Source organism: Acinetobacter sp. V110_1 (assembly GCF_031798975.1).
Classification (GTDB): Bacteria; Pseudomonadota; Gammaproteobacteria; order Pseudomonadales; family Moraxellaceae; genus Acinetobacter; species Acinetobacter nosocomialis_A.
This window is the reverse complement of sequence record NZ_JAVQNN010000012.1, coordinates 225,388-251,661: the sequence shown is the minus strand read 5'-3', so window position 1 is coordinate 251,661 and position 26,274 is coordinate 225,388. Positions and strand designations below refer to the sequence as shown.

Here is a 26,274-nt window from a genome sequence, read left to right as displayed (position 1 = left end):
TAGGGATACTAAAGAATAGATCAATAATAAGAATGGAGACTAAATTATTTATATTAAACCATCCTTAACCTAACTTAACGATGTAAATCATTATTTTTAATTATGATATTTATTGATTATTCCAAAAATTGCCCCCTAATAACTCTAATTTACTGTAGAGGTGAAAATGAAAAATAGCAAAACAATAAATTCTATAACGCATTCAATATTACTTATGGGAGCAGTGATCTCTTCTTTAACGGTAGTGAGTATGGGCTCTGTTTATGCACAGGACCAAATAGCTTCAGACTATAAACCTGGAAACCTCATTTATGATAAATGGGACAGATTTTATAAAATAGAGCAGTCTCAACCTCAAGAAGCAGAAAAAATATTAGTTGAGCTGAGTAAGTTGACCCCTACAGATATTAAAGTCTGGAAAAGCCTTACTTATTTACAAATTCGGCTCGAAAAAAGAGATGAGGCTTTACAAAGTTTAAGACAAGCAAGAGCTTTAGCTCCTCAAGACGACAATTTAAAATTACAAGAAGCATATTTGCTGAATCAGCAGAAAAAAGATCGTGATGCATTGGTTTTATTTAAAGAATTAACTTCATCTTCAGATCCAGCAATTACAGCAAAGGCAACTCAAGCGGTTAAAAATTTAAGTGGGGGGGAGGTTAAACCATATTTTGGTGATATTTATTTTGCACCCTCTTATGAGTCACGTTATGACGATGTTATTTTTCCTTTAAAAGTTCGGTACGGTAAAAATATTGATAATGGACGAGCTCAAGTCTATGGCTTTCTTAATTTAAACCGTGATACTAAATCTCAAGGTGGAGTACGACCTGAAATTATTGATGAAAATGCGGTTACTCTTGGGGTAGGTGCAAATTATCAACCATGGACTTCAATTCCTGTTCAAGCTTATGTCGAAGTTGGTGGAAGTTATGACTTGATTGATCGAAATAGAAAAAAATTTCGTGAAAGTGTTGTAGGTGGTGTAACGGGTTATCAGGAATGGTATTCGCAGTCTAAATGTAATCATACACTTTGTTTAGATAATTACTTTACGGATCTCTATGGTAATGTCGCGACTTATTCAAGAGAAGACTATAACGTTATTGGAGATTTACGCTTACGCACAGGTTTAAATTTATATAAAGGAGATGAGGGAACTGTGCAGGCTTATGTGAAATTGCATGGCTTAGCAGACAGTAAAAATGAATATTACAATAATTTATTTGAATATGGCCCAGGGATTTCATGGCAGCCTTTTAACTATCAACCAATAAAACTACGTGTTGAACGTCTATATGGCAACTATTTTAAAGACGTGCCTGTTAATACAAAAGATCATTACAACAATACCCGAGTAGAACTTGTTTTTTATAAGGACTTCTAATAATGAAAAAAATTTTTATTTCGATTGTTTTTGGTACCCGTCCAGAGCTTATAAAGTTGGCTCCAGTAATTCTATTAGCAAAACAAGACTCACGATTTCAGGTAGAAGTTATTTTCACGGGACAACATGATGAATTAGTGCGAGATGCCATAGATTTCTTTGGGGTTGAAATTGACCACCGACTTAAAATTATGAATGCAGGGCAAAGTCTAAATCAGCTATTAATTCATGGTTTGACACAACTTGAACATGTCTACACCGATGGTCAAAAAAGAGATGCGATTGTCATTCAGGGGGATACTACGACAGTATTAGCTGCTGGGTTAGTCGCTTTTTCAATGAAGATACCTGTTGCCCATGTCGAAGCAGGTTTACGTTCGTATGATTTAGATCATCCGTTTCCTGAAGAAGGAAACCGCCAGTTAGTTTCTCGTATTACCAAATGGCATTTTGCCCCTACAGAACAATCAAAGCGTAACTTGTTAAATGAGCAGATTCCACCTTCGTTGATTACAGTGACAGGCAACACTGTAGTCGATGCTGTGTATTTAGGTAGAAAATTAATTGCTGAAAAAACTGGTTTAAAAAATCAGCTTGAACCTTACGGAATTGAATTAAAACACAATGATAAGGTTGTACTTATTACCGCTCATCGCCGTGAGAATTTCGGTGAAGGAATCAAAAATATTTGTAATGCAGTTGAATATTTAGCTAATCATCATCCTGATTTACATTTTATTTGGCCTGTGCATTTAAACCCAGCTGTACATGATGTAGTACATGATAAGTTTAAAAATCATGCTCAAATTCACTTGGTTAAGCCACTTGATTATCCAAGTTTATTGGCCGTTATAGACCGTTCAAGTTTTATTTTGACGGACTCTGGTGGGTTACAAGAGGAAAGCCCATCATTTAATAAGCCTGTCTTAATTTTACGAGACACCACTGAACGCCCAGAAGTGGTAGAGGTGGGAGCTGGAGTACTGGTTGGAACAAATCAGCAAAAAATTATAGATGAAGCTGAGAAACTTTTAACGGATTCACAGCATTATCAAAAAATGGCAAATGTTGAAAATCCGTTTGGTGATGGGCGTGCTGCTCAGCGAATATTGGATGAAATTGCTAAAACTTATGAATAGAAGTTATTTATTTTGAAATTTCCGATTCGTTTATGGCGGTAGATGTGCTGCCATAAGCGAGACGATACCACAAACCGACGATGTAAACCGACCAACGTCCCATGTAGTGTGGACCATCAAAAATATAAATTTTCTTGCCTTCATAAGCTTTAATCTGAGAAATAATTTCCCAAGGATATGCTGCTCGGAATTGTCCATTTTTCTTGGTTCGAAAGGCTTCTAGCACAATCACCGTTTTATCTTTTCCAAGAGTTTGCTCAAGTTGATCTAAAATACGTCGAGCTTGTTGTGGAGTTCTTACTCCCACACCTACGCCGTCTTGAAAAAAGATACCCGCTTGTTGAGGCAACCAACTTTTAACCCACAAATCATAGTTTTCGGGTTCGCTTTCACCACTGTAAATACTAACCCAGATAGGTGAAGGGAGCTTTTCTAAAACATGACCTAATGTACTGACTCTTAGCCATGTTGGATCGGCTTCTACTGGAAAATAATAACCTTTTAATGGTGCATCTTTTTGTTCTTGAATAATTTGCGCAGATTTTTCTCCTAAAGCAACCACATTTGCACGTGCTTCACGTTCGTTATATTCACCTGCTAAGCCTAATATGAGATTTTTAGCCCAAGGTTGTTGTTTAATTTTTTGTATATCAATGGCATTTTCCCATTGAGGAAGAGTGGAGTTTTTCCACCAAGATTTAGATTCGACGACTGACCATTGAGGAACAAAAGTGTTCACTCCTAAGTAATGCCAGTTTCCTTTAGGAGGAGTGGTATTATTGTCGGGTTGCCAGAAAATACCTTCAATAATTGGAGGTTGTCCATGATTTTTGAACAACCCAGCATACGCCACTACACTACATATAATTAAAATAATAAAAGCAGTTATTTTAATTGGTATCTGTTTTCTCATTATTTCGTCGTAACCAATACCACAAGAAGATCACTATTATCATAATTGCAGAGATAATCACAACTAGTAAAAAGAATGATGATTGCTGAACTAGTGGTGCTTTTTGGTTGCCTACAATTAATTTCTGGAGAACATAAATATTGCCATTTTCAGAAACCAGCATTTTGGTGACATTGTTTGGAATTTTATGTTGAATCGTTCCCCATAAATGCATGAAAGTTTGTGCACCGTTTTCAGAGTCAGTAATCACATCAAAGCGGTTATTGTTATAACTCACAATAAAACCATTTGCTGCCGCAGGTGCATAAATAATGTTTTGATGCATTAAAACTTGTTGTTGATAAATCTCTTTATTGACTCTTACATTAACTGCTTGTGGAGTATTGGGTGAAAAACGTACTAGATTTAGTGGCATTGGTGCTTGTGTAAGCAACATATTTTTAGCGACTTGCCCCAAAATAATGGCAATGTTTAATGCACCTGATTGGTCATCAATTGCAATTGTTGGCTTGGTCGCTAACGTCATGGAGAGTGCTGCAACACCATTTTTGAGCTTATGTGGAAGTTTTACCGTTGACTTGGCGGTATCAACCCAAAGTGAACCATGAGCATTTGGTAAACATTGAGAGTTGGCAATGACCGAGTTTTCAAGTTTTAAGCTAAAGTTTGTTGTATTTGAAATTTCCTTGGCAAAGATGTTGAACTGTCGGTTTACGGGGTCAGAAGCAAGATCTGCCGTTTTCATACTACCAGCGAGGCCGCCATCCAGCCATGCAGTGATACTAGAGCCTTGTAATAAACCACTTTGAATACGAAGTGCGATTTGTCCCTGTAGGATATCAGTTGGTTGCCACACTGCTGGGAAATCAAGAAAGAGGTTCTTTTCAGCATGGTTGAGTCTGAAGTCACTAATACCCAAATCTGCAAGCGTGTCAATTTTTCTAAATTGTGCCCAAGTAGGTGCTGAAATTGTGGTTGGGAAAATTGCACTATCAGTATCAAGCTGTTGTACATAGGCTGGGTTAATCAGCCCATTAATAGCAGAAGTGAGCTCTTGTGGTGTGTGGTAAGTTATTGATAGTGTCGGAACACCTTCTGCTGGTTTTGCAATTTGTACTAAAGCACCACCTTTAAGGGGATTGGCTGAATGAATCACTTCAATAATAAAGTTTGTTTCAGCATTTAAATTAGTTTGTCCTGAGTCGACCCATTCAATAGGAGTTACAGAACTCCAAGAGCTTGCTAACCGAGCTAGCATGGATGCTTCGGTAATTTCCTTACGGTTATATTTTAAAATTCCAACAAATGGTGTAGGACGTCTAGTTTGTGGATTAAATAGAGCATCTGGTAAATCTTTTAAACGATAAACATTACGAATAGGCGTAAAGTCGAGTTGGGAATTACTCAAATAAGTTAAATGATCGATATCTTCTGTACAGAATGTTTCTTTTGTCTGGTTTAGAGTTGTCGGTTTAGCATATTGTTGAATAATAAAATCTAAACGGTGAAAACCACTTGGGCTGGCAGGAATATTAAATTTAAATTGGCCATCACCATTTAAGGTCGTGTTATAGATGAGTTTATCGTCATACTTCACGAGTAATGTTGTGTCGTTTTCAGTGGAATAGTCAGTAGAAAACTGTATATTTTGCCATTCAGCGCCTTTTCCCACATAGAAAAAATGAGGCTCCACCGTATATTTAGTTGATGTACTAATATCATCTAATTTCCATGTGTTGGTATGAGCTGACACAGCTAACATAAGGCAACTGCTAGCAAGGAGTGCTTGTATGAGTGGATAAAGTTTGAAAGTCTTTTTCATTTATTTTTTCTCCTTGCTACGTTCTGTTTTGTACCATTGAAGGGAATTACCCTGTATTTTATTTTTTAGCATGTCGAATGCGGCTTTAAATACAATAAATAAGAAGATTTGTGAGTAACTTACGTAAGATAAAACAGAGTAAAAATAGAGTTCGGGTTTAACTTTTTCTAAAGATAGCGTAAACCACATTTGTGCCACATATAGGCAAAATGAAAGACCCCACAGGAGCGTAAATGGTCCTGGAACTGAAATACCTGCAATATCAAGTAAGCCAAGTGTTAAGGTGATATGACTCCAAAACAGAGCTGGTACGAAAAGGATGTAGCACATAATGTTATTCAGAATTTCAATTCCGATGGGAAATGGTGTTCTGAGTGCTACAGGTAAATATTTACGTGTCACATAAAAATTACCTTGAGTCCAGCGTGAGCGCTGTTTAACAAATACACTTAATGAAGGCGGGTCCTGCTGCCAACCAATTGCATAGGGAACCCATTTAATTCGTTTTTGTCCGATAAAAATTCGGAAACTCATTTCTGTATCATCAACTAGCGACTTTTCATCAAAACCACCTAAAGTTTCTAAGGCATCGCGCCAGATAACGTAGTTCGTCCCCATCAATGTTGATAGTTCAAAACGTTGCCAGCGGCCACCCTGAAAAATCCACTGGAAAAAGATGAATTCAATCGCAATAAAGCGAGTCAAAATACTATCTTGCCAGTTACGGGTTCTTACTTTGCCATTTACAGCGACTAACTTTTTATCTGCCAGTAAAGTTTGTGCGAGTAATCGGACGCAATCAGGTTCAGGAGTACTATCGGCATCGTAAACAACAATTAACTCACCTTTAGCATGAGGAAGGCCATTATTGAGTGTTCTTGATTTACCTTTACCTCCCATACCTTTGGGGACATTAACAATCTTTATACACGGATAAATTTTTGCAAGGTTTTCTGCAATTTCAAGGGTGTTGTCCTTGGAGCCATCATTGATCAGTAAGACTTCATAAGACTCTGCTGGATAATCTTGTTGAGCAATGGCATGCAAAGTGTCCTCAATCACTACGCCTTCATTATAAGCAGGGATTAAAACACTTAAGACTGGCCATCTTTCTGGTATTGGCAGATTTTGTAGTTCCTTTTCAGCCGTTTTGGAATACTTCCACGCTTGATAGCTTAACCATGCCCAAAATGCCTGTGGAATCCAAATACCTAGAAAGCCAAATAAAAACAGAATATCAATTGGAGCCATTTTTACGAACCCTCCTAATAATAGAAGAGATGAGTAGTAATAATAGAATTAATCCCACTACTAAGGAGATCCATGAAATGTAACTACCAAATGTACCGAGAAGATCTGGATAGGTCGTTGTTAAAATCAGATCAAGAGGGACAACAACTATACTTAAACCAATAAATATATAACCAATAAGATTGGTACTGACATGTTCAGGGGTGCTTACATAATCAATATTATTAAATTTCCACGAAATACCGAGTTGCGGATAGCGAATATTGGAGAGGGGTAAATCGGGAGGAGGATTGATAATAATTTCATAACCTGAAACATGACCGTTAAAACCTTTGGCCGAATAAAATAAATGTTTACCTTGTTTAACCTCTCTTGAGGGTATGGGTAAGTTTGTCGAATTTAACTGGATAATATAACTACCCGCTGGTTGTGAAATTAAATTTTCATCCCACCCTGTACTCACAAACGCTGCCATTGGCCGTAAACCAATAGCTGTTGAAAATGTCGCCTTCGCAGCAAAATATTGAGGCTGTTCAGTTTTAAAAAGTACGATCGGAATAGCGCCTTGGCTTACTGCTTCTTTTAATAAAAAATAGTGGGGGAAACCAAAGACTTCATCTGGCAAGATAATGCCGGGTCGAATTCCATTATGAACAAACTTTTGAAAGCTTTCTGAACTAATCTGATCAATGGTAAAGACTGGCCACCATGTATCTTGATAAGGAAAAAACATGGAAAGATCATTAGAACTTTGTATTTCGGCTTTTGTTTGTTCAGCTTTAATTTCACAATGATAATATTGCCGATAGAACTGCTGTAGAGTAGCGTCTGGATATTGGCTAGAAGCAATCACAATTCCACAAATATTAAGAAGATTAGACATTAGCTCATCTCCTCTGGTGGAATTGGAATAATTTTATATTCCACCTCAAGGCGTAATGTCATAATTTCTCTTAATTTTTTAATAAAGTCAGGCTCTTCGTCAGTTTTTTGCTGGCGGATGACAATACTGTATATATTTTCCAAGTCATCATCAGCAAACTGGAAAATAATCTCATTAGGTTCATGTTGGCTCAAAATCTTAATCATTTCATTTTGAGTGGTTTTCCAAACATCATCACCGAGCATTTCTTTTATTAAACTACGATTAAGAATCCTAATTACAAAAACTTCGTAGTCTTGGACATTATGGTGATCAAGTAGTTTAAAAAAACTACGTTGGAAGTATTTTAAAGCGCTTAATGGGAAAATATCACGACGATAATTTCGGTCATAGCTTTGAATATCTCGATATTTTTGAACATTAATTTCAATATTATGGCGTACAGCACTTAAAAAGAGCGGAATAAGAGGAATAATAAAAAGTAAGAGAAGCTGTCGTTCAATGTGCGTTTGAGCCCCTAAGTCGAGTAGAAAATATACGGCAACTCCAATAAATGCGAGTAAACCGACAATTAAAGACAAGCCGACTTCTAAAAAAGCACCAGAAATTAAAAGAAGAAGAATAAAAATCCAGCTTCCTCTAAAACTCACAGGCAACCACTCATATGCAACCATTCCCATAAATAGGTGAGCTGCGATAATCCATAAGACGAGTGTTCTACCTGGGTTTTTTTGTTGCATGCGGGTTATGCTACCTTTTTGTAATGTTAATTTTTTTATACTTTTATAATGAAAGGTGTGGATTTGCGAAGTTGTTATTGTTTATGTCCTTTTTAAGTATCTAATATATTTATTTGTAGTTGAAAGTCCCTTTATAGTCAAATCCTGTTGTTAATTGTTAATCAAAAATAAACAGATAAGACTCAATTCTTATCTAAATACTCTTGAATGTTTCAATTGCTTTAATACGTGATTCTTTTAAATCTACAATTGGTTTTGGATAATTTAAGCGAAGACTCGTTTTACTTAAATAAGGTTCATGAATAGATTTATTGTCCAGATGAGCTAATTCTTTCACCCACTTGCGAATATAGTCTCCATTCGGATCAAATTTTTGTGATTGGCTAACGGGGTTAAAAATCCGAAAATAAGGTACAGCATCTGTTCCTGTTGAGGCACACCACTGCCAGCCACCATTGTTCGCCGCTAAGTCCCCATCAATTAAATGTTGCATAAACCATTGCTCACCAATACGCCAATCAATCAGTAAGTTTTTGCATAAAAACATAGCTGTAATCATTCGTACTCGGTTATGCATCCAGCCTGTCTCTAAAAGTTGACGCATGCCGGCATCAACGATAGGGATACCCGTTTGGCCAGTTTGCCATGCTTTCAGGTGTTCTGGATTATGGTTCCATTTAATTTTCTGAGTATCTTTCTTAAAAGGAAGATGCTTAGAAACATAGGGAAAATCAAATAAAATATGCTGATAGAACTCTCGCCAAATAAGTTCATCCAACCATGTTTGTTGGCCTTCATCGACTAAGTGAAAGTTGCCGTGTTGAGCACGAAAGAGCGCTTGTAGACACTGTCGAATAGATAAAATGCCAATATTTAAATAAGGTGAAAGTTTGCTTGAACCTTCTACGTGAGGAAAATCTCGCTCAACTTTATAGTGTGACACAGCGTCTTTAATAAATTTATCTAATTGTTCTAATGCATATGACTCGCCAACAGGCCATAAATCTTGCTGTTCTTTAGAAATAGATGAATAAAATAATTTTTCGATTTCTGATAAGTCCGTATTTTTTTCATCTAAAAACGTTGATGAAACTTCCTTTTGCTTATGTGGTAAAGGGTAACATTGTGGTAAACCGCTGGTATCTAGTTTTGCATAACATGCTTTTTTGAATGCACTAAAAACTTGATACGGTTGTTCTGATTTGTTGCGAATTGAACGCAGAGGAAAAATTGTGCGGTCATGAAATAAAAAAAGTTCTTTACTGTCTTTATTTAAAGAGTCTTGTACTGTTTTATCTCTTTTTAATTCATTTACACCCATTTCAATATTGGCATAAACATTTTCAATATTATATTTCTGGCTGAAATCAGAAATAAACTTGGCGATATCTTTCCAATTGGGAATGATTTGGATAACAAGTGGAATATGAAGTGCTGCTAATTCTTTTTGAAGCTCTTTGAGTTGTCGTAAATAAAAATTAATTTTTATTGGAGCATCGTCGTGTTGTTTCCATTGCTCTGGCGATAAGATGACTAATCCAATTGAAGGTCCTTGCTGACAGGCATGCCATAAAGCTGCATGATCGCGTACTCGTAAATCTTGTCGGAACCAAATCAACTGATAAGTATTTGACATGCATCGTCCAATAATAAATTAACTCTCTGAATATTATATAAAATAAAGGCATAAAAAAAGCAAAGCCGAAGCTTTGCTTTTTATCATCTTGTGAAAGATGAATTAGTGGTGGTGACCACCTGCACCGTGTACGTGACCGTGATCTAATTCTTCTTGAGAAGCTTCACGGATTTCTACGATTTCAACTTCAAAAGTTAAATCTTGGCCAGCAAGTGGGAAGTTAGCATCAACTACAACGTTGTCGCCTTCAACCGCTTTAACAGTAACGATTTGAACGCCGTCATCTGTTTGAGCTTGGAATTGCATACCAGGTTGAATATTATCAACACCTTGGAACATTTGAGCTGGAACTTCTTGTACTAGGTCTGGGTTGTATTCGCCATAACCTTCAGCAGCTGGTACATTTACAGTGAATTTATCACCAACAGTCTTACCAGTTAATGCATTTTCTAAACCTGGAATGATATTGCCTGCGCCATGCAAATAGGCAAGTGGTTCACCTTGAGATTGATCAAGTGTTTCACCCTCAGCGTTTGTTAATTTATAGTGGAATGAAACCACGTGGTTATTTGCAATTGCAGTCATGTTTTTGATCCATTCAATCAATTAAAGCGTACATCATAAAGTGAAAAATAAATTTTGTAGACTACAAAATCTCAATCTTTAACACTTTTTCTAATGCGTTTTTGTCTATATAGGGATGAACTTAAAAAATTCAACTCAATACAGCTTAATTTTTGGACGTACTCGTCTTGTAAGTAAATCTTTCACTGTGAGTAGTCCAGCTTGAGTGTATCCGTGAATTGTTGCTTGATGTAAACGGTATAAAGATACATACATCGTTTTAGCAATATATCCTTGTACACTAACATCCCCAAGCAATTCTCCAACGGCTTTATTACGACTTAAAGACACAAGTGAACCTTTGTCATTAAAAGTGAACATCGGCTGTGAACGGCCATTTAGCCTAGCAGCCATTGCATCTACTAAAAAGCTTGCTTGTTGACTGGCAACTTGAGCGCGTGGTCCGAGAGGCGGGTTTCGTGCATCAAGCTGGCAATGTGCACAGTCACCGAAAGCGAAAACATTTGGGTCAGAATAAGTTTGCAGGGTTGCATAGACCATTAAGCGGTTAATATTGTCACGTTCGAAGTCGGTAAAACTTTCAAGAACTTTGGGGGCTTTTACCCCAGCTGCCCAAACGGTAATATCACTTTTGAGTTGATTACCGTTACTGAAATAGATGCAATGCTTATCAACTTTTTCAACACGGTGTTGAGTTAAAATTTCGATACCCATTTTTTGGAGCTGTTTTGCACTATGCTCAGCCGTTTTTTCATTTAAGGCAGGAAGAATTCGTCCTGATGCTTCAATCAGTGTAATTTTGACTTGTTTAGGATGGATTTTTTTCAAACCATAGCGATAAAAGTTTTTGGTTGTTTCGATAAGTTCAGCTGCAAGTTCGACGCCAGTTGCACCCGCGCCAATGATTCCAATATTTAAGGTACGTTGATCTGGTTGATTTTGCGCTTCAATGTACAAATGCAAAAGATCTTGTTGGAAAATATCAGCTTGTTTTCGACTATCGAGAAAATGACAGTTTTCACGTACCCCCGGTGTATTAAAGTCGTTTGATACAGAACCAAGCGCCAAAATAAGCGTGTCATAACTCAGTTGTTGAACATGATTGTTTTGTTCTTTAGACACTTGAGGGGGCACTAAATCTATTATTTTTTTCTCTTTATCAATTGCAACAAGCGTTCCTAATACAAATTCGTAATGATGTTTTTCTGCATGGGCAAAATAATTGGTTTGTTCTTCGTGAGGATTTAAAGAACCTGCAGCAATTTCATGAAGTAGGGGCTTCCAGATATGAGTCAAATTTTGGTCGACTAATGTAATTTTAGCTTTACCACTTTTCCCAAAAGTTTCACCGAGTTGCGTGGCAAGTTCTAAACCACCCGCACCACCACCGACAATAACAATATGATGTAAACTTTGGGCCATTTTTATCACCTAATTATTTTTCTATAAAAAAAGATGGCTAAATTATGCCATCTTTTATTTATAAAATTTATTGTGCCTCTGTGCACAATTTGATGTTTTTAGTGCGAATCTACAGGGTAGAGTTTTGCTGCACTATGGTTACTCGATGAAAAAATAGAGAAAAGATTAGAGAACCACATCATGATTCTTTGGAAAATGTTAGCTTCTTCAATATGCACATCATTTTCAATTTGTAGGCTGCGAATCAATTGATTATTTTGATAAATTGAAACAGTTGCCAAATTCATCGCTTTCATTAACGGTGCAGTTAACTTTTGCTCATTTAACTCAATGTTTACACGTGTTTGAGTGGTTTCAAGTGGAGCAATAGTTTTAGGCTGCTTGTTACTATCAAGAACTTGAATACGCTGTGTAGCATAATCAAACGTATTTAAATCGATTGCAGCTGGCTCTGCATATAAAGAAGTCGTGACAATAGTTGGCTGCTTAGTTTCAACCTTAAACATTTTTAAAGTTGATTTAATGACTGGTAGCTCAGCAATAAGTTTTTGCTGTGGAATAACCACTTCATCACGTGTATAAGCATAAGCAAGATTCATTAACTTATCGGCAATTTCAGCGCGTTTCACGGCACTTGGTGTACCTAAAACAATAACCAGTAAACGTCTTTGCGGTAAGTTTGGTGAAAATGAAGGACGCGAAGCTGTGAGAGCCAAGTTATAACCCGCTGCTTTGGTATAGCCAGTTTTTAAACCATCTACAGATGGATCATATTTCAAAGCAAGGTTAGTCGCATGGTGAAAACGTTGATTGTAGCTAAAGCTTGGCATTTTTGAATAATGTAAATATTCAGGTGTTTGGTGAATCACTGCCTGACTTAATAAGCTCAAATCATGAGCTGTAGTGTAATGGTCTGGCATTGTAATCCCGGCAGGGTTACTAAAATGCGTGTCTTTCATGCCTAAAGCTTGAGCTTCTTGATTCATACGTTGTACGAAATGAGGCACATCACCAGAAATTTTTTCAGCCAAAGTCACAGCTGCATCATTTGCTGACATCACAATTAAACCAGCCAAAAGTTGATCAACTGAAATTTGTTCACCTGCTTTGAGGTACATTTGTGATTCGTCCCACTGAACCACACCTACGACAGGGGTTGCAGTAATGACTTGATCTAGCTTTAATTTTCCAGCCTTAATCTCTTTTAATGCAATGTAGGCAACCATCATTTTGGTTAGGGATGCTGGTGCACGTTGTACATGACTATTATGCTCAGCAATGATTTGTCCAGATTGAGTGTCTACAATTGTCCATGCAGCGGCTTCAACACTTTCAGGAGCAATATTAAGTAGAGCAGCATTGGTAAGAGTAGTACAGAAAATACTAAACAGCGTAAAAAGAGATAGGAAGAATTTCACTAGGTGACCTTGACGTTTACTGGCAAATACGGAACACAGATGCCCAGCATGCTATGCCTTTTTTTTGTAGAAGGCTAGTCTGAATTGTTGCCAAAAAATACATCTACGCAAGTCGATACAAAAAAGTGATAATCTAAGGTGAAACCGTTCTTATTTTAAATTGAAGAATTTATGTTGCATTATCAAATAGAGTTCGATGATTACAAACAGCACCTTGTTCACGTAACAATTCGTTTTTTAGCGAATCCAAATCAGGAACTATGGTTACCAACGTGGATTCCAGGCAGTTATTTAATTCGTGAATTTTCTAAGCATATTGAGGCTGTAAAAGCTTACGATGAAGCTGGACGCATGCTCAATATTAAAAAAACTGAAAAAAATCGCTGGCGTTTATTTAACACCGATCATGAGTTAATTACTGTTGAATACGATGTCTATGCTTATGATTTATCAGTACGTGGTGCTTATGTAGATCAAACACGTCTATATATTAACCCTGCCTGCGTATGCTTAGGTTTAGAAGGCCAAGAACAATCTGCTTGTGAATTAGAAATCTTTTTGCCTGATGAATTAAAACACTTTCAATTAGCAACCGGCTTAGCTTCAAAAAGCTTAGTTAAGGGACGTTTTACCTTAAAAGCTGATCATTATGATCAACTGATTGATAGTCCATTTGAACTGGCTGATCAAACACGTTTTAGTTTCGAAGCGCACGGAATTGCACATGAATTTGCAATTTCAGGACAGCACAGTACCAATGTGGACCGTTTAAAAGCGGACATTGAAAAAATCTGTGCAACCGAAATTGAAATGTTTGGTTCAGCGCCATTTAAAAACTATACGTTTATGACGATGGCAACAGGGAATAGTTATGGTGGCTTAGAGCATTGCAACAGTACAAGTCTGATTACACCACGTGATGATTTACCAAAATCAAATGAACCCACTGAACCATCAAAAGACTATCAACGTTTCTTAGGTTTATGTAGCCACGAGTATTTTCATTCTTGGTTAGTGAAGTTTATCCGCCCAGAAAATTTTGCAAACTATAATCTTCATAAAGAAGGCTATACCTCGCTACTGTGGATTTTTGAAGGTTTTACTTCATATTATGATGACCTCATTTTATTACGCAGTGGTGTGATCTCTCAAAAGTCTTATCTAGATTTGTTGAAGTCACAGCTTGATCGTTATTTACAAAATCCGGGTCGCTTTGTACAGACTGTAGCTGAATCAAGTTTTGATGCATGGATTAAGTTTTATCGTCCAGATGAAAACACCAATAATGCGGGCACCAGCTATTACAACAAAGGCGCATTAGTTGCCCTATGTTTAGATTTAGGCTTACGTTTACGTGGTTCTAGTCTTGATGCCTTAATGCGTCGTTTGTATGAAAACACCCAAAACGGCATTCAGGTTAATGAACGTACCGTTTTTGATTTGTGCGAAGAGTTAACAGGTGATAGTTGGGTTGAGCAAATCAATCATTTGATCAACACAACTGAAGAGTTACCACTCGATCAGTTATTCCCTGAGTTTGGTTTAAGTTATACGTTTAAAAATGATAAGACATTGGCTTATGGTTTAAAGCTGACTGATAAACCTGAAGGTGTGTTAGTACAAAATGCTCACCGTGAGGGAGCTGGTGCAAAAGCTGGTATTTCTGCCAATGATGTCATTATTGCAATTGATGGATTAAAAGCAACCACAAAACTTATTGAGAAATATGCTAAACAAAAGGGTAGTTACCAAGTTTTGGCTTTCCGCCGTGATGAGTTATTGTCGTTTGAAGTGACAGGTGACAGCATAAACTTAACTGAAGTTGAACTTATTATTGAAGATCAAAGTAAAGCTGATAAATGGTTAAAAGCCTAAATAACAGTGAATTAATTTATAAAAAACCGATGTTTCGTACATCGGTTTTTTACTTTTTAGTAGATTTTAAAAATTGAAATAGGTGTTATCTTTGAGTTTATTTTGAATGAAAAGTATAATATTTGTCAGAACTCTGAAAGATATCTCATGTAATTTAACAATGTCCTATACCTAAAAAGTTGGTAAACGTACATGTATTACCATAAGTTAGGTATAAGATTATTATCAATAGATTTAAATTATGTATTATTTCGCTGCGAAATGTCGTTATCACTGGATATTTCGTTGACTGAAAGCCAATGAGAGCCGATACTCTCAGGGTTTTATTTAAGCATATCGGTTCGTAGGCACTGGGCCAAAAGCTCGGTCCTCAAAACTCAATTCAACGGAAGGGGCTATATATGGCTGGTGAAAAGTCAACTATCATTTACACACTGACTGACGAGGCGCCATTATTGGCGACTTATTCGCTACTGCCGATCATTGAGACCTTTACTAAGCCAGCAGGTATCGAGATTGTTAAAAGTGACATCTCTGTAGCTGCACGTGTGCTCGCAGAATTCGCTGACTACCTAAGTGAAGAGCAAAAGGTATCCGACAACCTTGCTGAGCTAGGTCGTCTTACACAAGATCCAGATACTAACATTATCAAACTCCCAAATATTAGTGCCTCTGTTGCGCAATTGACAGCATGTATTAAAGAACTTCAATCTAAAGGTTTTGCAATTCCTGACTATCCGGAAAACCCAGCGACTGAAGAAGAAAAAACTATTAAAGCTCGTTATGGCAAATGCCTAGGTTCAGCAGTAAACCCAGTTCTTCGTGAGGGTAACTCTGACCGTCGTGCTCCTGCTGCCGTTAAAAATTACGCTAAGAAACACCCTCACTCAATGAGCGAGTGGAAACAGTGGTCACAAACTCACGTTTCACACATGGAAGAAGGTGACTTCTACCACGGTGAAAAGTCAATGACACTTGACCGTGCACGCAATGTAAAAATGGAACTTATCACAAACAGTGGTAAGAGCATTGTTCTTAAACCAAAAGTTGCGCTTCAAGAAGGCGAAATCATCGACTCAATGTTCATGAGCAAGAAAGCACTTTGTGATTTCTATGAAAAAGAACTTGATGATTGTAAAGAAGCTGGAATTTTATTCTCTTTACACGTAAAAGCGACAATGATGAAAGTTTCACACCCGATCGTTTTCGGTCACTGTGTGAAAATCTATTACAAAGAAGCTTTTGAAAAACACGGTAAGTTATTTGACGAGTTAGGTATTAACGTAAATAACGGTATGGCTGGGTTATACGAGAAAATCGAAACTCTTCCAACGTCATTACGTGAAGAAATCATCGAAGACTTACATGCTTGCCAAGAGCACCGTCCTGCACTTGCAATGGTTGACTCGGCAAAAGGTATCACAAACTTCCATTCACCTAACGACATCATCGTAGATGCTTCTATGCCTGCAATGATCCGTGCTGGTGGTAAAATGTGGGGTGCTGATGGTAAGCAATACGATGCTAAAGCAGTAATGCCTGAATCAACATTTGCCCGTATTTACCAAGAAATGATCAATTTCTGTAAATGGCATGGTAACTTCGATCCGAAGACTATGGGTACAGTACCAAACGTTGGTTTGATGGCTCAAAAAGCTGAAGAATACGGTTCTCACGACAAGACTTTTGAAATTTCAGAAGCTGGTATTGCAAACATTACCGATCTTGACACTGGTGAAGTGTTATTGACTCAAAATGTTGAAGAAGGCGATATCTGGCGTATGTGTCAGGTGAAAGACGCTCCGATTCGTGACTGGGTAAAACTTGCAGTAACTCGTGCACGTAACTCAGGCATGCCTGCGATCTTCTGGCTTGACCCATACCGTCCACACGAAAACGAATTGATCAAGAAAGTACAGAAGTACTTGAAAGATCACGACACGACTGGTCTTGATATCCAAATCATGTCTCAAGTACGTGCAATGCGTTACACACTTGAGCGCGTAGTTCGTGGCTTAGACACGATTTCTGTGACTGGTAACATTTTACGTGACTACTTAACAGACTTGTTCCCAATTATGGAGCTTGGTACTTCTGCGAAGATGTTGTCTATCGTTCCGCTTATGGCGGGTGGTGGAATGTACGAAACTGGTGCAGGCGGTTCAGCCCCTAAACACGTACAACAACTTGTTGAAGAAAACCACTTACGTTGGGATTCGCTTGGTGAGTTCCTTGCACTTGCAGTTTCGTTAGAAGAAATGGGCATTAAAGAAAACAATGCTCGTGCGAAGTTACTTGCGAAGACACTTGACGAAGCGACTGGTAAATTGCTTGACAATGACAAGTCTCCATCACGTCGTACAGGTGAGCTTGACAACCGTGGTAGCCATTTCTACTTGTCACTTTACTGGGCTGAAGCACTTGCTGCTCAAGACGAAGATGCTGAGTTGAAAGCGAAGTTTGCTCCACTTGCGAAAGCTTTAGCTGAAAATGAAGAGAAGATTGTTGCTGAGCTTGCTCAAGTACAAGGTAAAGCTGCTGACATCGGTGGTTACTATGCAGTTGATCCTGCAAAAGTAAACGCTGTAATGCGTCCAAGCGCTACATTTAATGCAGCACTTTCAAGTGTTCAAGCTTAATTACCGATTCGTTAGTAAATAGCTTAAAACCGGTGCCTATGCACCGGTTTTTTTATTTTCAAAAAAATAAAAGTCATTAAAAAAGCCCACTGACGTGAGCTTTAAAACTTAAATGTTTTTATCGACCATTGCGGCCACGACCACGTGGTGCCTTGGTATTTGGACGAGTTGTACCATTGGTCTTACGACGTGGTTTTTCACTTTCATCCATTTGCCAAATACGTTTTGTACCAGACTTTTTAACAGAACCATCTTTATTCTTACGAACCATTGGTTTGCCACCTATACCACCCGGTTTTTTCACATAAGAACGTGAACGATAAGGTTGCTCGGCTGGAACATCTTTAAAGTCTGGGTAGAGTAGAGGTTCGATTTCTTTGGTGTCGCCTGGTTGTAATCCTAATTGGACTAAATCAATCGAACCAATTTTAGTACGAATGAGACGTAAAGTCGGGAAACCTACCGCAGAGGTCATACGACGAACTTGACGGTTACGACCTTCACAAATAGAGATTTCAATCCAAGACGTTGGAATGTTGGCACGGTAACGTACAGGAGGGTCACGGTCCCATAACCATTCAGGTTCACTTACCTTAATCGCTTTAGCTGGTAAAGTCATACCATCATTAAGCTCTATACCTTTACGAAGTTGCTCAAGCGCTTCTTCGGTTACATCGCCATCAACTTGAACTAAATACGTTTTGTATTTTTTATTCGCAGGGTTGGTAATGAACTGATTCAAACCACCATGATCAGTTAAGAAAACTAAACCCTCAGAGTCCATATCAAGACGGCCTGCTATGCGTAAAGTCGGGTCATCTACAAAGTCAGAGACCGTCATGTGTGCTTCGTCTTTACGAAACTGGGAGAGGACGTCATATGGTTTGTTGAGAATGACAATTTTCATAAAAAATGGCTTCTTCTTTCAAATAAGCGGTAAAAACATTGAGCTATATTTAAGTGTGAAATTTGCTTATTTCCCACATAAATCTCAAAAAGGATTAAATTCGATTAAGCTATTATGCGTTAATAAAAGTTGAAAGTATTGTTTATCGATAATTATTTTTGTTTGGTTAGTTAAATATTATAAAAGGGAGAATCTACACAATGGGTTATCAAAAGATCGTGGTTCCTGCCGACGGTGATAAAATTAAAGTAAAAGCAGACCTGTCACTGAATGTACCAAATCATCCAATTATTCCTTTTATTGAGGGTGATGGTATTGGTGTAGATATTACACCGACAATGAAAACAGTCGTCGATGCGGCTATTTTAAAAGCTTATGGCGGTAAACGTTCCATCGAGTGGATGGAAGTCTATTGTGGTGAAAAGGCCAATAAAATTTATGGCACCTATATGCCAGAAGAAACTTTTGAAGCCCTGCGTGAGTTTATCGTTTCAATTAAAGGCCCTTTAACCACTCCAGTTGGTGGTGGTATTCGCTCACTTAATGTGGCATTACGCCAAGAATTAGACTTGTACGTATGTGTACGTCCTGTACGCTGGTTTAAAGGCGTTCCATCACCTGTTCAGCACCCTGAACTAACCGATATGGTGATTTTCCGTGAGAACTCGGAAGATATTTATGCTGGTATTGAATGGAAAGCAGACTCTGAAGAAGCGAAGAAGGTAATTAAATTCCTTCAAGAAGAAATGGGCGTCACAAAAATTCGCTTTCCAGAAGGGTGTGGCATTGGAATCAAACCTGTATCTAAAGAAGGATCGCAACGTTTAGTTCGTAAAGCCATTCAATTCGCGATAGATAACGACAAACCATCGGTCACCCTTGTTCATAAGGGAAATATTATGAAATATACTGAAGGTGCATTTAAAGAATGGGGATATGAGTTAGCGCTAGATCGTTTTGGTGGTGAACTCATAGATGGTGGCCCTTGGGTTAAAATTAAGAACCCTAAAAATGGTAAAGACATCATTATTAAAGATGTGATTGCAGATGCCTTCTTACAGCAAATTTTAATGCGTCCTGCCGATTATTCAGTGATTGCAACCCTTAATTTAAATGGTGACTATATTTCCGATGCATTAGCAGCAGAAGTAGGGGGCATTGGCATTGCGCCTGGTGCAAATATTGGTGGTGCAATTGCAGTTTATGAAGCAACTCATGGTACTGCGCCTAAATATGCAGGTCAGGATAAAGTAAACCCGGGTTCTATCATTCTTTCCGCAGAAATGATGCTACGTGATATGGGCTGGACAGAAGCGGCTGACCTGATTATTAAAGGAATTTCAGGAGCGATTGCAGCTAAAACGGTAACTTACGATTTTGAGCGTTTAATGCCGGGCGCAACCTTATTGCGTTGCTCTGAATTTGGTGATGCCATTATTAAGCACATGGAAGATTAATCTTTTATAGAAAAGCCCTTAATTGAGGGCTTTTTAAATTACTTTGAAGAATTGTTATTTATAGATTTTTTATAGTATAAAAATGAATAAAAATAAGTTTATGGAATAGTAGAATTTAAGCTAAGAGTGAGCGGTAAATGCCCATAGCATACAAGCCAATATTGTTAAACTTAATAAGATTCCTCCCTGACCATGCTGAGTTGCATACAGTGGAATATTGCCCATGGTATGCGTCATTTTATAGTTCAGAATGGGTCTGATACAAAAGAAAAAAAGAGGTAATGATAAGATCACCGTATTACTAATTTTAATGGTATAGCGAAAATAGTAACTAAATAGGCCTATTGTGGCCGCATAAAGTAGCGTTTTGAAAAGCACTTCTCCACTGGTATAGATATCTATGCCAAGATAAAAATTAAACTTCCATATAAGAAGGCTAACTGTAGCAATTATTGTGATAATACCTACAACAACTGCATTTGCTGGGTTTGATACATTAAACATTTTTAAAAGTTTTTAATTGGTATAAAGTAATTTGTTTAAAATATATATTATAAAAACATAGAGTACAGTGACTATTTTTAACTTTATAAAACGCCCCAAAAAAACCTATTTAGACATTTTGAGACTCAGGCGAATTTGAGCTTGTTTCTTTAAATACCCATAGGGCAAAACAGAATATAATAACAATCAGTAGCCCCAAACTTTGACCATGACCTGATAAATAAAACGGAACATCTGGAATAGTTTGAATGGCCTTGTAGTCAAGAACTGGCTCTAGCCAAAAGTATGCGAATGGAACAGCAATTAAAAATTGTGTTGTAAACTCAATATGATCGCGTGTTAAAAAACCAAGAATAGCCGCCGTGCCAATATAAATAACAATCTTTACAGAGACCTCATATGATGTAGTCATATCCAGTGCGAAAACAGTCCGACATTTAAATGCCAATAATGAAACACAGATAAAAGCGAACATCGCCAAGAGCTTTAAAAGCTCATCAATATAATTGTTATTGCTCATGTCTTACTCTATTTTAAGTATTAAAAATTATAAATTTTTATTGAATATAGATCAGAAAATTACACTCTACATTGACATAATGTGACATTTTTTGTCAGCTAGGTGTTCTTGGTAAGACTTAAAATTATAGTTGCTATGTGATTTTGACTGTTGATGTATTCATCAATTTCTATTTTGGAAATATTTGAGTACTCATCGGAAAAGCCCCTGATATATCGGGGCATTTTTTATTGCATAAATTCAGGATGTTTAGCAGTTTTAGGTAGCCCGATTTTCTTTTGATAACTTTGATCTAAGGTTTGAATAACCAGTACGAAAGCAACTAAAAATAGAGCAAAGAACAACGGTTTCACGATTCGGTTTCTCCGAGAGTAGTAGGTATAGAAGAACGGGTGCGAACTAAAAGGATTAAAGCGAATAGCAAAACAATGCCACCCATTAAGAACAGGTGTGCATAAGACCAATGCAAGTGATGCAAGGTACTAATTACCACGCCACCTAGCAGTTGGGTACTGGCAAAGCCAATGGTGGCAAGGCTCCAGACTTTTTGATAACGCTGCTCATAAATGTGTAGCAGGCTATAAGAACTAATGAATACTGTGGCCGGTGTGAGTAGACCTGTAAGAAATGAAGATAAAGCGAGCAAAGCAGTAGCATGGGAAAAGAACGGTAGGGCAACTGCCAAGCAGTAGAACCCATATAGCCATTTAATGGCTTGTAAGTATCCAGTAAGGCGGCTTAAACAATACGCCACAAAAGCGCCAATACAGCTTCCGACCCCGTAAAGCACCCAAAATAAATTTCGTTGTTCTAATGGAAAATGTAAGGTTCCCGATAAGTAGTCCATCCAAAACAAAGAGTGGGGAATATAGGCAAAAGCACTGCACATATAGGCAATAATAATGACCAGCCCCAAGCGTGAATGTTTGATGCTTTGAGGTGCTTGATTGGCCGCTTGTACGGACTCTGTAGATTGGTGCTTTAATAACTGAAAAAGTACCAAACTGCCAATAATAGACAGTGCTGCAAAAATACCCCAGACATATTGGACAGACATGTTTTTGAGCGCAGGAATAATGATGGTCGCAGATAGCACTCCCACGCCAATACCGCTAAACCCTAAAAAGTTGACTTTAAGCCTTTGGCTTATGGCAATTCTTTTCATAGCAAAGCTGGGTGCCAAAATCATGAGTAGGCTACCTGCAATACCAGAGATGGTCCGCCAGAACACAAACCAAGCCAAAGGCATGTGTATAAAGGCACAGCAGAGTAGGCTTAAGCTGCCTCCAAGTGCAGAACTTATAATAAGAGTTGGAATAGATTTTTCTTTAATACTAAACAGGGCCAATAGAGCGCCAAGCAAGTAACCCAATAAATTTGCACTGCCTAAGAAACTTGCAAAGTCGTGAGTCCATCCATATTGCACAATCATGATGGGCATAAGTGCAGTGTAAGAAAATCTAAAAATACCAATTCCCAAGCAAGTTGCTAGAAAGACAAGCAAGCTCATTCGATAAAGCGTAGTCATGAGGAGTCTCTCAATTTTTTTATTATTAAAAGCGAGTTTTATAATCTTTAAAAATGATTTAATATGATATTAATTATCTTGTTTTGAGATAGTGGTATGTTGCTTAAGTCTTTAGAGTTTTTTTTAGCGGTTGCAGAGAGTGGAAGTTTTTCATTAGCTGCACAAAAAATGTATACGGTTCAATCGAATATCACCAGCCATGTGAAAAAGCTTGAAGAAGAGTTAGGGGTGATTTTATTAAATCGCCATAATCCCGTGACATTAACCAATGCCGGGCAACAGCTACATAGCTATGCTGTTCAAATGATTGCACTGCACAATAAAGCTAAAAAGATCTTTCAAGAAGGTGATATTGATCCGAATGAAACGATTCGTTTGGGCAGTATGGAAACGACAGCAGCGATAAGACTGCCTCAATTGCTTAATGAATGTATGCAGCAATATCCGAATTTGCCGCTTGAGCTTCAAACTCACCCAACAGGATATTTGATTAACGCTGTGCAGCAAGGTGAGCTTGATTGCGCTTTTGTTGCCTCGAAATATGTGATTCCTGAGTTATATAGCTATCCAATATGGCAAGAACAATTGGTTTTGGTTTGCCCAAAACAACAAACTGAATTTCCCGACATTGCTACGCTTGCAAAGACCAGATTTATTGCATTTCGACAAGGGTGTTCCTATCGCCATGCAATTGAGCTGTTTTTAAATGACCATAGTGTGCCACCTTCGCAAATCATGGAAATGGGCAGTCTGGACGGTATTGTCAGTTGTGTAGAGTTAGGTGTCGGCTTTGCGCTATTGCCAAAGTCATACTTAACCAAAGTGGCTGATAAATTGTCGTTAAGCTGTTTTGAAATTAATACTGAATCTGCACACTTCACCACTTATGTCGTTGCTCAGCCTCCTGAGACATGGGGCAGTAATTTAAAGCAATTTATTGGTTTTATTGAGCAACAGTTTATACAGAAATGTGCTTAATTTTAATACATAAATGTCCTACTTAGCTTATGCCCTAAAAGTGATATATATGTATTTAAAAGTCATTTTATATTCTCATCCAGATCGGCAATGATCTGCATGCTAGAAAATTGTGGAAAAGGGTAGTTTATATAGGCCGGCTATGGTCAAATATGCCCCCTTAAAAGATGACACAAGCAATAATTTGGAGTTTGGGAATGAATATACCCTTAATCATCAATATTGTGGTTTTTGTCGGGTTAATATTTTTACTCGCCCAAACACGTAAAACGGACTGGAGCTTATCTAAAAAAGTTCTTGCTGGCTTAGTTCTAGGTGTAGTGTTTGGTTTAGGACTACATTTGATTTATGGCGGTGGCCATCCGATTCTTGCTGAATCTATTAGCTGGTTTAATATTGTTGGTAACGGCTATGTAAAACTTTTACAAATGGTCGTGATGCCTTTGGTATTTGTATCGATTTTAGGGGCAGTAGCCAAGTTGCATCAGGCTTCCTCCTTAGGAAAAATCAGCGTCTATACCATCGGAACTTTACTATTCACAACGTTAATTGCTGCGCTGGTTGGTGTATTTGTGACGAACTTATTTGGTTTAACTGCCAAAGGTTTGGTGCAAGGTGCTGCTGAAACTGCGCGTTTAACTGCAATTAATACAGATTATGTAAGCAAAGTAACAGACTTAAGCGTACCGCAATTTATTCTTTCCTTTATTCCAAGTAACCCTTTTGCTGAGTTAACGGGTGCAAATCCAACTTCAATTATTAGTGTAGTTATTTTTGCTGTCTTTTTAGGGATAGCTGCGCTTAATTTAATGAAAGATGATGCAGAAAAAGGTCAGCGTATTTTGACTGCTATTCAGACGTTACAGTCTTGGGTCATGAAGCTTGTACGTTTAGTCATGACGCTTACACCGTATGGCGTTTTTGCGCTTATGACTAAGGTTGTGGCAAGTTCAAATGTGGCTGACATTTTAAATCTAGGTGGTTTCTTAGTTGCGTCATATTTAGGTTTGGCGATTATGTTTGGCGTTCATGCCATTATTTTGACTCTGACTGGTGTGTCTCCGCTTAAGTTCTTTAAGAAAGTTGCGCCTGTTTTAACATTCGCATTTACAAGCCGTTCAAGTGCAGCAAGTATTCCACTGAGTATTGAAGCGCAAACTCGTCGTTTGGGTATTCCCGAATCTATTGCGAGTTTTTCTGCTTCGTTTGGTGCAACCATTGGTCAAAATGGTTGTGCGGGTTTATACCCAGCAATGTTGGCCGTGATGGTTGCTCCCACTATGGGGATTAATACACTCGACCCAATGTGGATTGCTTCTTTAGTGGGTATTGTGACTTTAAGCTCGATTGGTGTGGCTGGTGTTGGTGGTGGTGCGACTTTTGCTGCACTGATTGTGCTTCCTGCAATGGGTTTACCTGTGACTTTGGTTGCGCTGCTTATTTCAATCGAACCTTTAATTGATATGGGCCGTACTGCATTAAATGTAAATGGTTCAATGACTGCAGGTGTAGTGACGAGTCAACTGATGGGCCAAACAGATAAAGACATATTAAATAGTGAAGATGAAATTGAGTTAACTCAACATCATTAATAGTTAGTATAAAACGGCTCATTCATATCTGAATGAGCCGTTTTTTTATATGCTTAAATTGCCACTGTGATGTTAATTTTAAAAAAACTGTATCTGTTTTTATTTTAAATAGTTTTAGAAAATGAGCTTATTACAAAAGAGAGCACTATCATGAAAATGTATCAAGTCGATGCTTTTACAAAAGAGTTATTTCGTGGAAATCCAGCTGCTGTGATTGTTGAAAAAGAGTGGCTAGATGCAGATTTAATGCAAAAGATAGCGCTTGAAAATAACTTATCTGAAACTGCTTTTGTAAAAATTATAGATTCTGAAAACTATGAAATTCGTTGGTTTACACCAATGGTTGAAGTCGATTTTTGTGGTCATGCGACTCTTGCGAGTGCTTTTGTACTCTTTAAAGATTTTACGGATAAAAAGACCATTAATTTTCATGTCCGAAACTTAGGGCTTTTTATTGTTCATCAAGATGAAGATGGCAAAATCAGAATGAATTTTCCAATTCGTAAGGCTGAACAAGTGGAAGATTGTCCAGCTATTTTACGACAAGCTTTAAGCAAACCATTTAAGGCTGTCTATCAAAATGTTCAAGCTTATATTGTTGAGTATGAATCAGTGCAAGACGTGTTAGATGAGCAGCCTGACATGAACTTACTTAAAGCCTTAGGTAAACGGACAGCTATTACGACTACAGATATGGATGTCGTAATCACTACAAAAGCAGACGAGCACTATGACTGTGTGTCTCGTTATTTTGCACCTGTTGCAGGTATTGAAGAAGACCCTGTTACAGGTTCAATTCATACTGCAATAGCGCCGTTATGGGCAGAAAAGCTGAGCAAAAATAATATTGTGGCTTATCAAGCTTCTAGTCGTGGAGGCGTTTTATATTGCAATATACTGAATCAGGAACGTATTGAAATTGCAGGATATGGCAAACTCTATATGCAAGCAGAAATTTTTCTTTAAAAAAGAAAGCCGTTTAAATAAACGGCTTTCTTTTCAAAACTTTACTATTAATGTCAGCTTAAATTACCTACTATACTCTTACAACTATTGATTTTTTATTATTCAAATTAAT

General features: G+C 37.7%; 21 protein-coding genes. 8 read left to right on the top strand and 13 right to left on the bottom strand.

Going from position 1 to position 26,274, the window contains the following annotated elements; all coding sequences use genetic code 11:
- Positions 1 to 166: 166 nt before the first annotated feature.
- Together RMA95_RS01595 and wecB are read left to right on the top strand one after the other, a co-directional pair.
- The gene (locus RMA95_RS01595; protein WP_311069408.1) at positions 167 to 1,387 is read left to right on the top strand and encodes a hypothetical protein; all 1,221 of its coding nucleotides are present in this window, start codon (positions 167 to 169) and stop codon (positions 1,385 to 1,387) included.
- Positions 1,388 to 1,389: 2 nt separating this feature from the next.
- Entirely contained in the window at positions 1,390 to 2,526 is a 1,137-nt protein-coding gene (wecB, locus tag RMA95_RS01590) for a non-hydrolyzing UDP-N-acetylglucosamine 2-epimerase (RefSeq protein WP_311069407.1), read from the top strand.
- 7 nt (positions 2,527 to 2,533) lie between these two features.
- Here the strand turns inward: wecB and RMA95_RS01585 are convergent, their stop codons facing one another.
- The 9 genes from RMA95_RS01585 to RMA95_RS01545 all read right to left on the bottom strand — a co-directional run bounded on the left by RMA95_RS01585 (position 2,534) and on the right by RMA95_RS01545 (position 13,196).
- A complete protein-coding gene (locus tag RMA95_RS01585) occupies positions 2,534 to 3,439 on the bottom strand; it encodes a hypothetical protein (RefSeq protein ID WP_311069406.1) in 906 nt (301 codons plus the stop codon).
- Positions 3,417 to 5,261: a hypothetical protein gene (locus RMA95_RS01580; protein ID WP_311069405.1), complete on the bottom strand. Its 1,845-nt coding sequence runs from the start codon at positions 5,259 to 5,261 to the stop codon at positions 3,417 to 3,419. The genes RMA95_RS01585 and RMA95_RS01580 overlap by 23 nt, the downstream gene beginning before the upstream one ends.
- On the bottom strand, positions 5,262 to 6,512 hold the full coding sequence (locus RMA95_RS01575; RefSeq protein ID WP_000035257.1) for a glycosyltransferase: 1,251 nt from the start codon (positions 6,510 to 6,512) through the stop codon (positions 5,262 to 5,264).
- Positions 6,499 to 7,395 carry a hypothetical protein gene (locus RMA95_RS01570; protein ID WP_311069404.1) on the bottom strand — a complete coding sequence of 299 codons (897 nt, stop codon included), beginning with the start codon at positions 7,393 to 7,395 and terminating at the stop codon, positions 6,499 to 6,501. The genes RMA95_RS01575 and RMA95_RS01570 overlap by 14 nt, the downstream gene beginning before the upstream one ends.
- Positions 7,395 to 8,135, bottom strand: a complete 741-nt coding sequence (locus RMA95_RS01565; protein ID WP_311069403.1) for a hypothetical protein — start codon at positions 8,133 to 8,135, stop codon at positions 7,395 to 7,397. The genes RMA95_RS01570 and RMA95_RS01565 overlap by 1 nt, the downstream gene beginning before the upstream one ends.
- 193 nt (positions 8,136 to 8,328) lie before the next feature.
- Positions 8,329 to 9,771, bottom strand: coding sequence for a deoxyribodipyrimidine photo-lyase (gene phrB / locus RMA95_RS01560; RefSeq protein WP_311069402.1), 1,443 nt, complete (start codon positions 9,769 to 9,771; stop codon positions 8,329 to 8,331).
- A gap of 102 nt (positions 9,772 to 9,873) precedes the next feature.
- Positions 9,874 to 10,356 carry a peptidylprolyl isomerase gene (slyD, locus tag RMA95_RS01555; protein WP_002052512.1) on the bottom strand — a complete coding sequence of 161 codons (483 nt, stop codon included), beginning with the start codon at positions 10,354 to 10,356 and terminating at the stop codon, positions 9,874 to 9,876.
- Between the two features lie 135 nt (positions 10,357 to 10,491).
- Positions 10,492 to 11,778: an NAD(P)/FAD-dependent oxidoreductase gene (locus RMA95_RS01550; RefSeq protein ID WP_311069401.1), complete on the bottom strand. Its 1,287-nt coding sequence runs from the start codon at positions 11,776 to 11,778 to the stop codon at positions 10,492 to 10,494.
- 98 nt (positions 11,779 to 11,876) lie between these two features.
- Positions 11,877 to 13,196: a D-alanyl-D-alanine carboxypeptidase PBP6B gene (locus RMA95_RS01545; RefSeq protein ID WP_311069400.1), complete on the bottom strand. Its 1,320-nt coding sequence runs from the start codon at positions 13,194 to 13,196 to the stop codon at positions 11,877 to 11,879.
- Between the two features lie 171 nt (positions 13,197 to 13,367).
- On the opposite strand from RMA95_RS01545, the gene RMA95_RS01540 reads away from it, so the two are divergent.
- On the top strand, positions 13,368 to 15,071 hold the full coding sequence (locus tag RMA95_RS01540) for a M61 family peptidase (protein WP_311069399.1): 1,704 nt from the start codon (positions 13,368 to 13,370) through the stop codon (positions 15,069 to 15,071).
- A 401-nt stretch (positions 15,072 to 15,472) separates the two neighbouring features.
- Positions 15,473 to 17,710 carry an NADP-dependent isocitrate dehydrogenase gene (locus RMA95_RS01535; protein WP_263614325.1) on the top strand — a complete coding sequence of 746 codons (2,238 nt, stop codon included), beginning with the start codon at positions 15,473 to 15,475 and terminating at the stop codon, positions 17,708 to 17,710.
- Positions 17,711 to 17,828: 118 nt separating this feature from the next.
- On the opposite strand, the gene RMA95_RS01530 is transcribed toward RMA95_RS01535, so the two are convergent.
- Positions 17,829 to 18,617, bottom strand: coding sequence for an rRNA large subunit pseudouridine synthase E (locus RMA95_RS01530; RefSeq protein WP_311069398.1), 789 nt, complete (start codon positions 18,615 to 18,617; stop codon positions 17,829 to 17,831).
- Positions 18,618 to 18,817: 200 nt separating this feature from the next.
- On the opposite strand from RMA95_RS01530, the gene icd reads away from it, so the two are divergent.
- Positions 18,818 to 20,074: an NADP-dependent isocitrate dehydrogenase gene (icd, locus tag RMA95_RS01525; protein ID WP_311069397.1), complete on the top strand. Its 1,257-nt coding sequence runs from the start codon at positions 18,818 to 18,820 to the stop codon at positions 20,072 to 20,074.
- A gap of 613 nt (positions 20,075 to 20,687) precedes the next feature.
- On the opposite strand, the gene RMA95_RS01520 is transcribed toward icd, so the two are convergent.
- The 3 genes from RMA95_RS01520 to RMA95_RS01510 all read right to left on the bottom strand — a co-directional run bounded on the left by RMA95_RS01520 (position 20,688) and on the right by RMA95_RS01510 (position 22,626).
- Complete coding sequence (locus RMA95_RS01520; protein WP_311069396.1) at positions 20,688 to 21,098, bottom strand: hypothetical protein; 411 nt, start codon at positions 21,096 to 21,098, stop codon at positions 20,688 to 20,690.
- A gap of 227 nt (positions 21,099 to 21,325) precedes the next feature.
- On the bottom strand, positions 21,326 to 21,451 hold the full coding sequence (locus RMA95_RS01515) for a hypothetical protein (protein ID WP_311069395.1): 126 nt from the start codon (positions 21,449 to 21,451) through the stop codon (positions 21,326 to 21,328).
- Complete coding sequence (locus RMA95_RS01510) at positions 21,448 to 22,626, bottom strand: YbfB/YjiJ family MFS transporter (protein WP_311069394.1); 1,179 nt, start codon at positions 22,624 to 22,626, stop codon at positions 21,448 to 21,450. The genes RMA95_RS01515 and RMA95_RS01510 overlap by 4 nt, the downstream gene beginning before the upstream one ends.
- A 96-nt stretch (positions 22,627 to 22,722) precedes the next feature.
- Here RMA95_RS01510 and RMA95_RS01505 point away from each other — a divergent pair, with 96 nt between their 5' ends.
- From RMA95_RS01505 to RMA95_RS01495, 3 genes are all read left to right on the top strand, one after another.
- On the top strand, positions 22,723 to 23,604 hold the full coding sequence (locus tag RMA95_RS01505; protein ID WP_311069393.1) for a LysR family transcriptional regulator: 882 nt from the start codon (positions 22,723 to 22,725) through the stop codon (positions 23,602 to 23,604).
- 197 nt (positions 23,605 to 23,801) lie between these two features.
- Positions 23,802 to 25,196 (top strand): L-cystine transporter, encoded by a 1,395-nt coding sequence (locus RMA95_RS01500; RefSeq protein WP_004700069.1) that lies wholly within the window; start codon positions 23,802 to 23,804, stop codon positions 25,194 to 25,196.
- A gap of 150 nt (positions 25,197 to 25,346) precedes the next feature.
- On the top strand, positions 25,347 to 26,162 hold the full coding sequence (locus RMA95_RS01495; protein WP_311069392.1) for a PhzF family phenazine biosynthesis protein: 816 nt from the start codon (positions 25,347 to 25,349) through the stop codon (positions 26,160 to 26,162).
- Positions 26,163 to 26,274 lie beyond the last annotated feature (112 nt).

Bases quoted from the DNA above. Each gene is read 5' to 3' on its own strand.
- RMA95_RS01595 (WP_311069408.1), top strand. From the start codon at position 167: ATGAAAAATAGCAAAACAATAAATTCTATAACGCATTCAATATTACTT.
- wecB (WP_311069407.1), top strand. From the start codon at position 1,390: ATGAAAAAAATTTTTATTTCGATTGTTTTTGGTACCCGTCCAGAGCTT.
- RMA95_RS01585 (WP_311069406.1), bottom strand. From the start codon at position 3,439: ATGAGAAAACAGATACCAATTAAAATAACTGCTTTTATTATTTTAATT.
- RMA95_RS01580 (WP_311069405.1), bottom strand. From the start codon at position 5,261: ATGAAAAAGACTTTCAAACTTTATCCACTCATACAAGCACTCCTTGCT.
- RMA95_RS01575 (WP_000035257.1), bottom strand. From the start codon at position 6,512: ATGGCTCCAATTGATATTCTGTTTTTATTTGGCTTTCTAGGTATTTGG.
- RMA95_RS01570 (WP_311069404.1), bottom strand. From the start codon at position 7,395: ATGTCTAATCTTCTTAATATTTGTGGAATTGTGATTGCTTCTAGCCAA.
- RMA95_RS01565 (WP_311069403.1), bottom strand. From the start codon at position 8,135: ATGCAACAAAAAAACCCAGGTAGAACACTCGTCTTATGGATTATCGCA.
- phrB (WP_311069402.1), bottom strand. From the start codon at position 9,771: ATGTCAAATACTTATCAGTTGATTTGGTTCCGACAAGATTTACGAGTA.
- slyD (WP_002052512.1), bottom strand. From the start codon at position 10,356: ATGACTGCAATTGCAAATAACCACGTGGTTTCATTCCACTATAAATTA.
- RMA95_RS01550 (WP_311069401.1), bottom strand. From the start codon at position 11,778: ATGGCCCAAAGTTTACATCATATTGTTATTGTCGGTGGTGGTGCGGGT.
- RMA95_RS01540 (WP_311069399.1), top strand. From the start codon at position 13,368: ATGTTGCATTATCAAATAGAGTTCGATGATTACAAACAGCACCTTGTT.
- RMA95_RS01535 (WP_263614325.1), top strand. From the start codon at position 15,473: ATGGCTGGTGAAAAGTCAACTATCATTTACACACTGACTGACGAGGCG.
- RMA95_RS01530 (WP_311069398.1), bottom strand. From the start codon at position 18,617: ATGAAAATTGTCATTCTCAACAAACCATATGACGTCCTCTCCCAGTTT.
- icd (WP_311069397.1), top strand. From the start codon at position 18,818: ATGGGTTATCAAAAGATCGTGGTTCCTGCCGACGGTGATAAAATTAAA.
- RMA95_RS01520 (WP_311069396.1), bottom strand. From the start codon at position 21,098: ATGAGCAATAACAATTATATTGATGAGCTTTTAAAGCTCTTGGCGATG.
- RMA95_RS01510 (WP_311069394.1), bottom strand. From the start codon at position 22,626: ATGACTACGCTTTATCGAATGAGCTTGCTTGTCTTTCTAGCAACTTGC.
- RMA95_RS01505 (WP_311069393.1), top strand. From the start codon at position 22,723: ATGTTGCTTAAGTCTTTAGAGTTTTTTTTAGCGGTTGCAGAGAGTGGA.
- RMA95_RS01500 (WP_004700069.1), top strand. From the start codon at position 23,802: ATGAATATACCCTTAATCATCAATATTGTGGTTTTTGTCGGGTTAATA.
- RMA95_RS01495 (WP_311069392.1), top strand. From the start codon at position 25,347: ATGAAAATGTATCAAGTCGATGCTTTTACAAAAGAGTTATTTCGTGGA.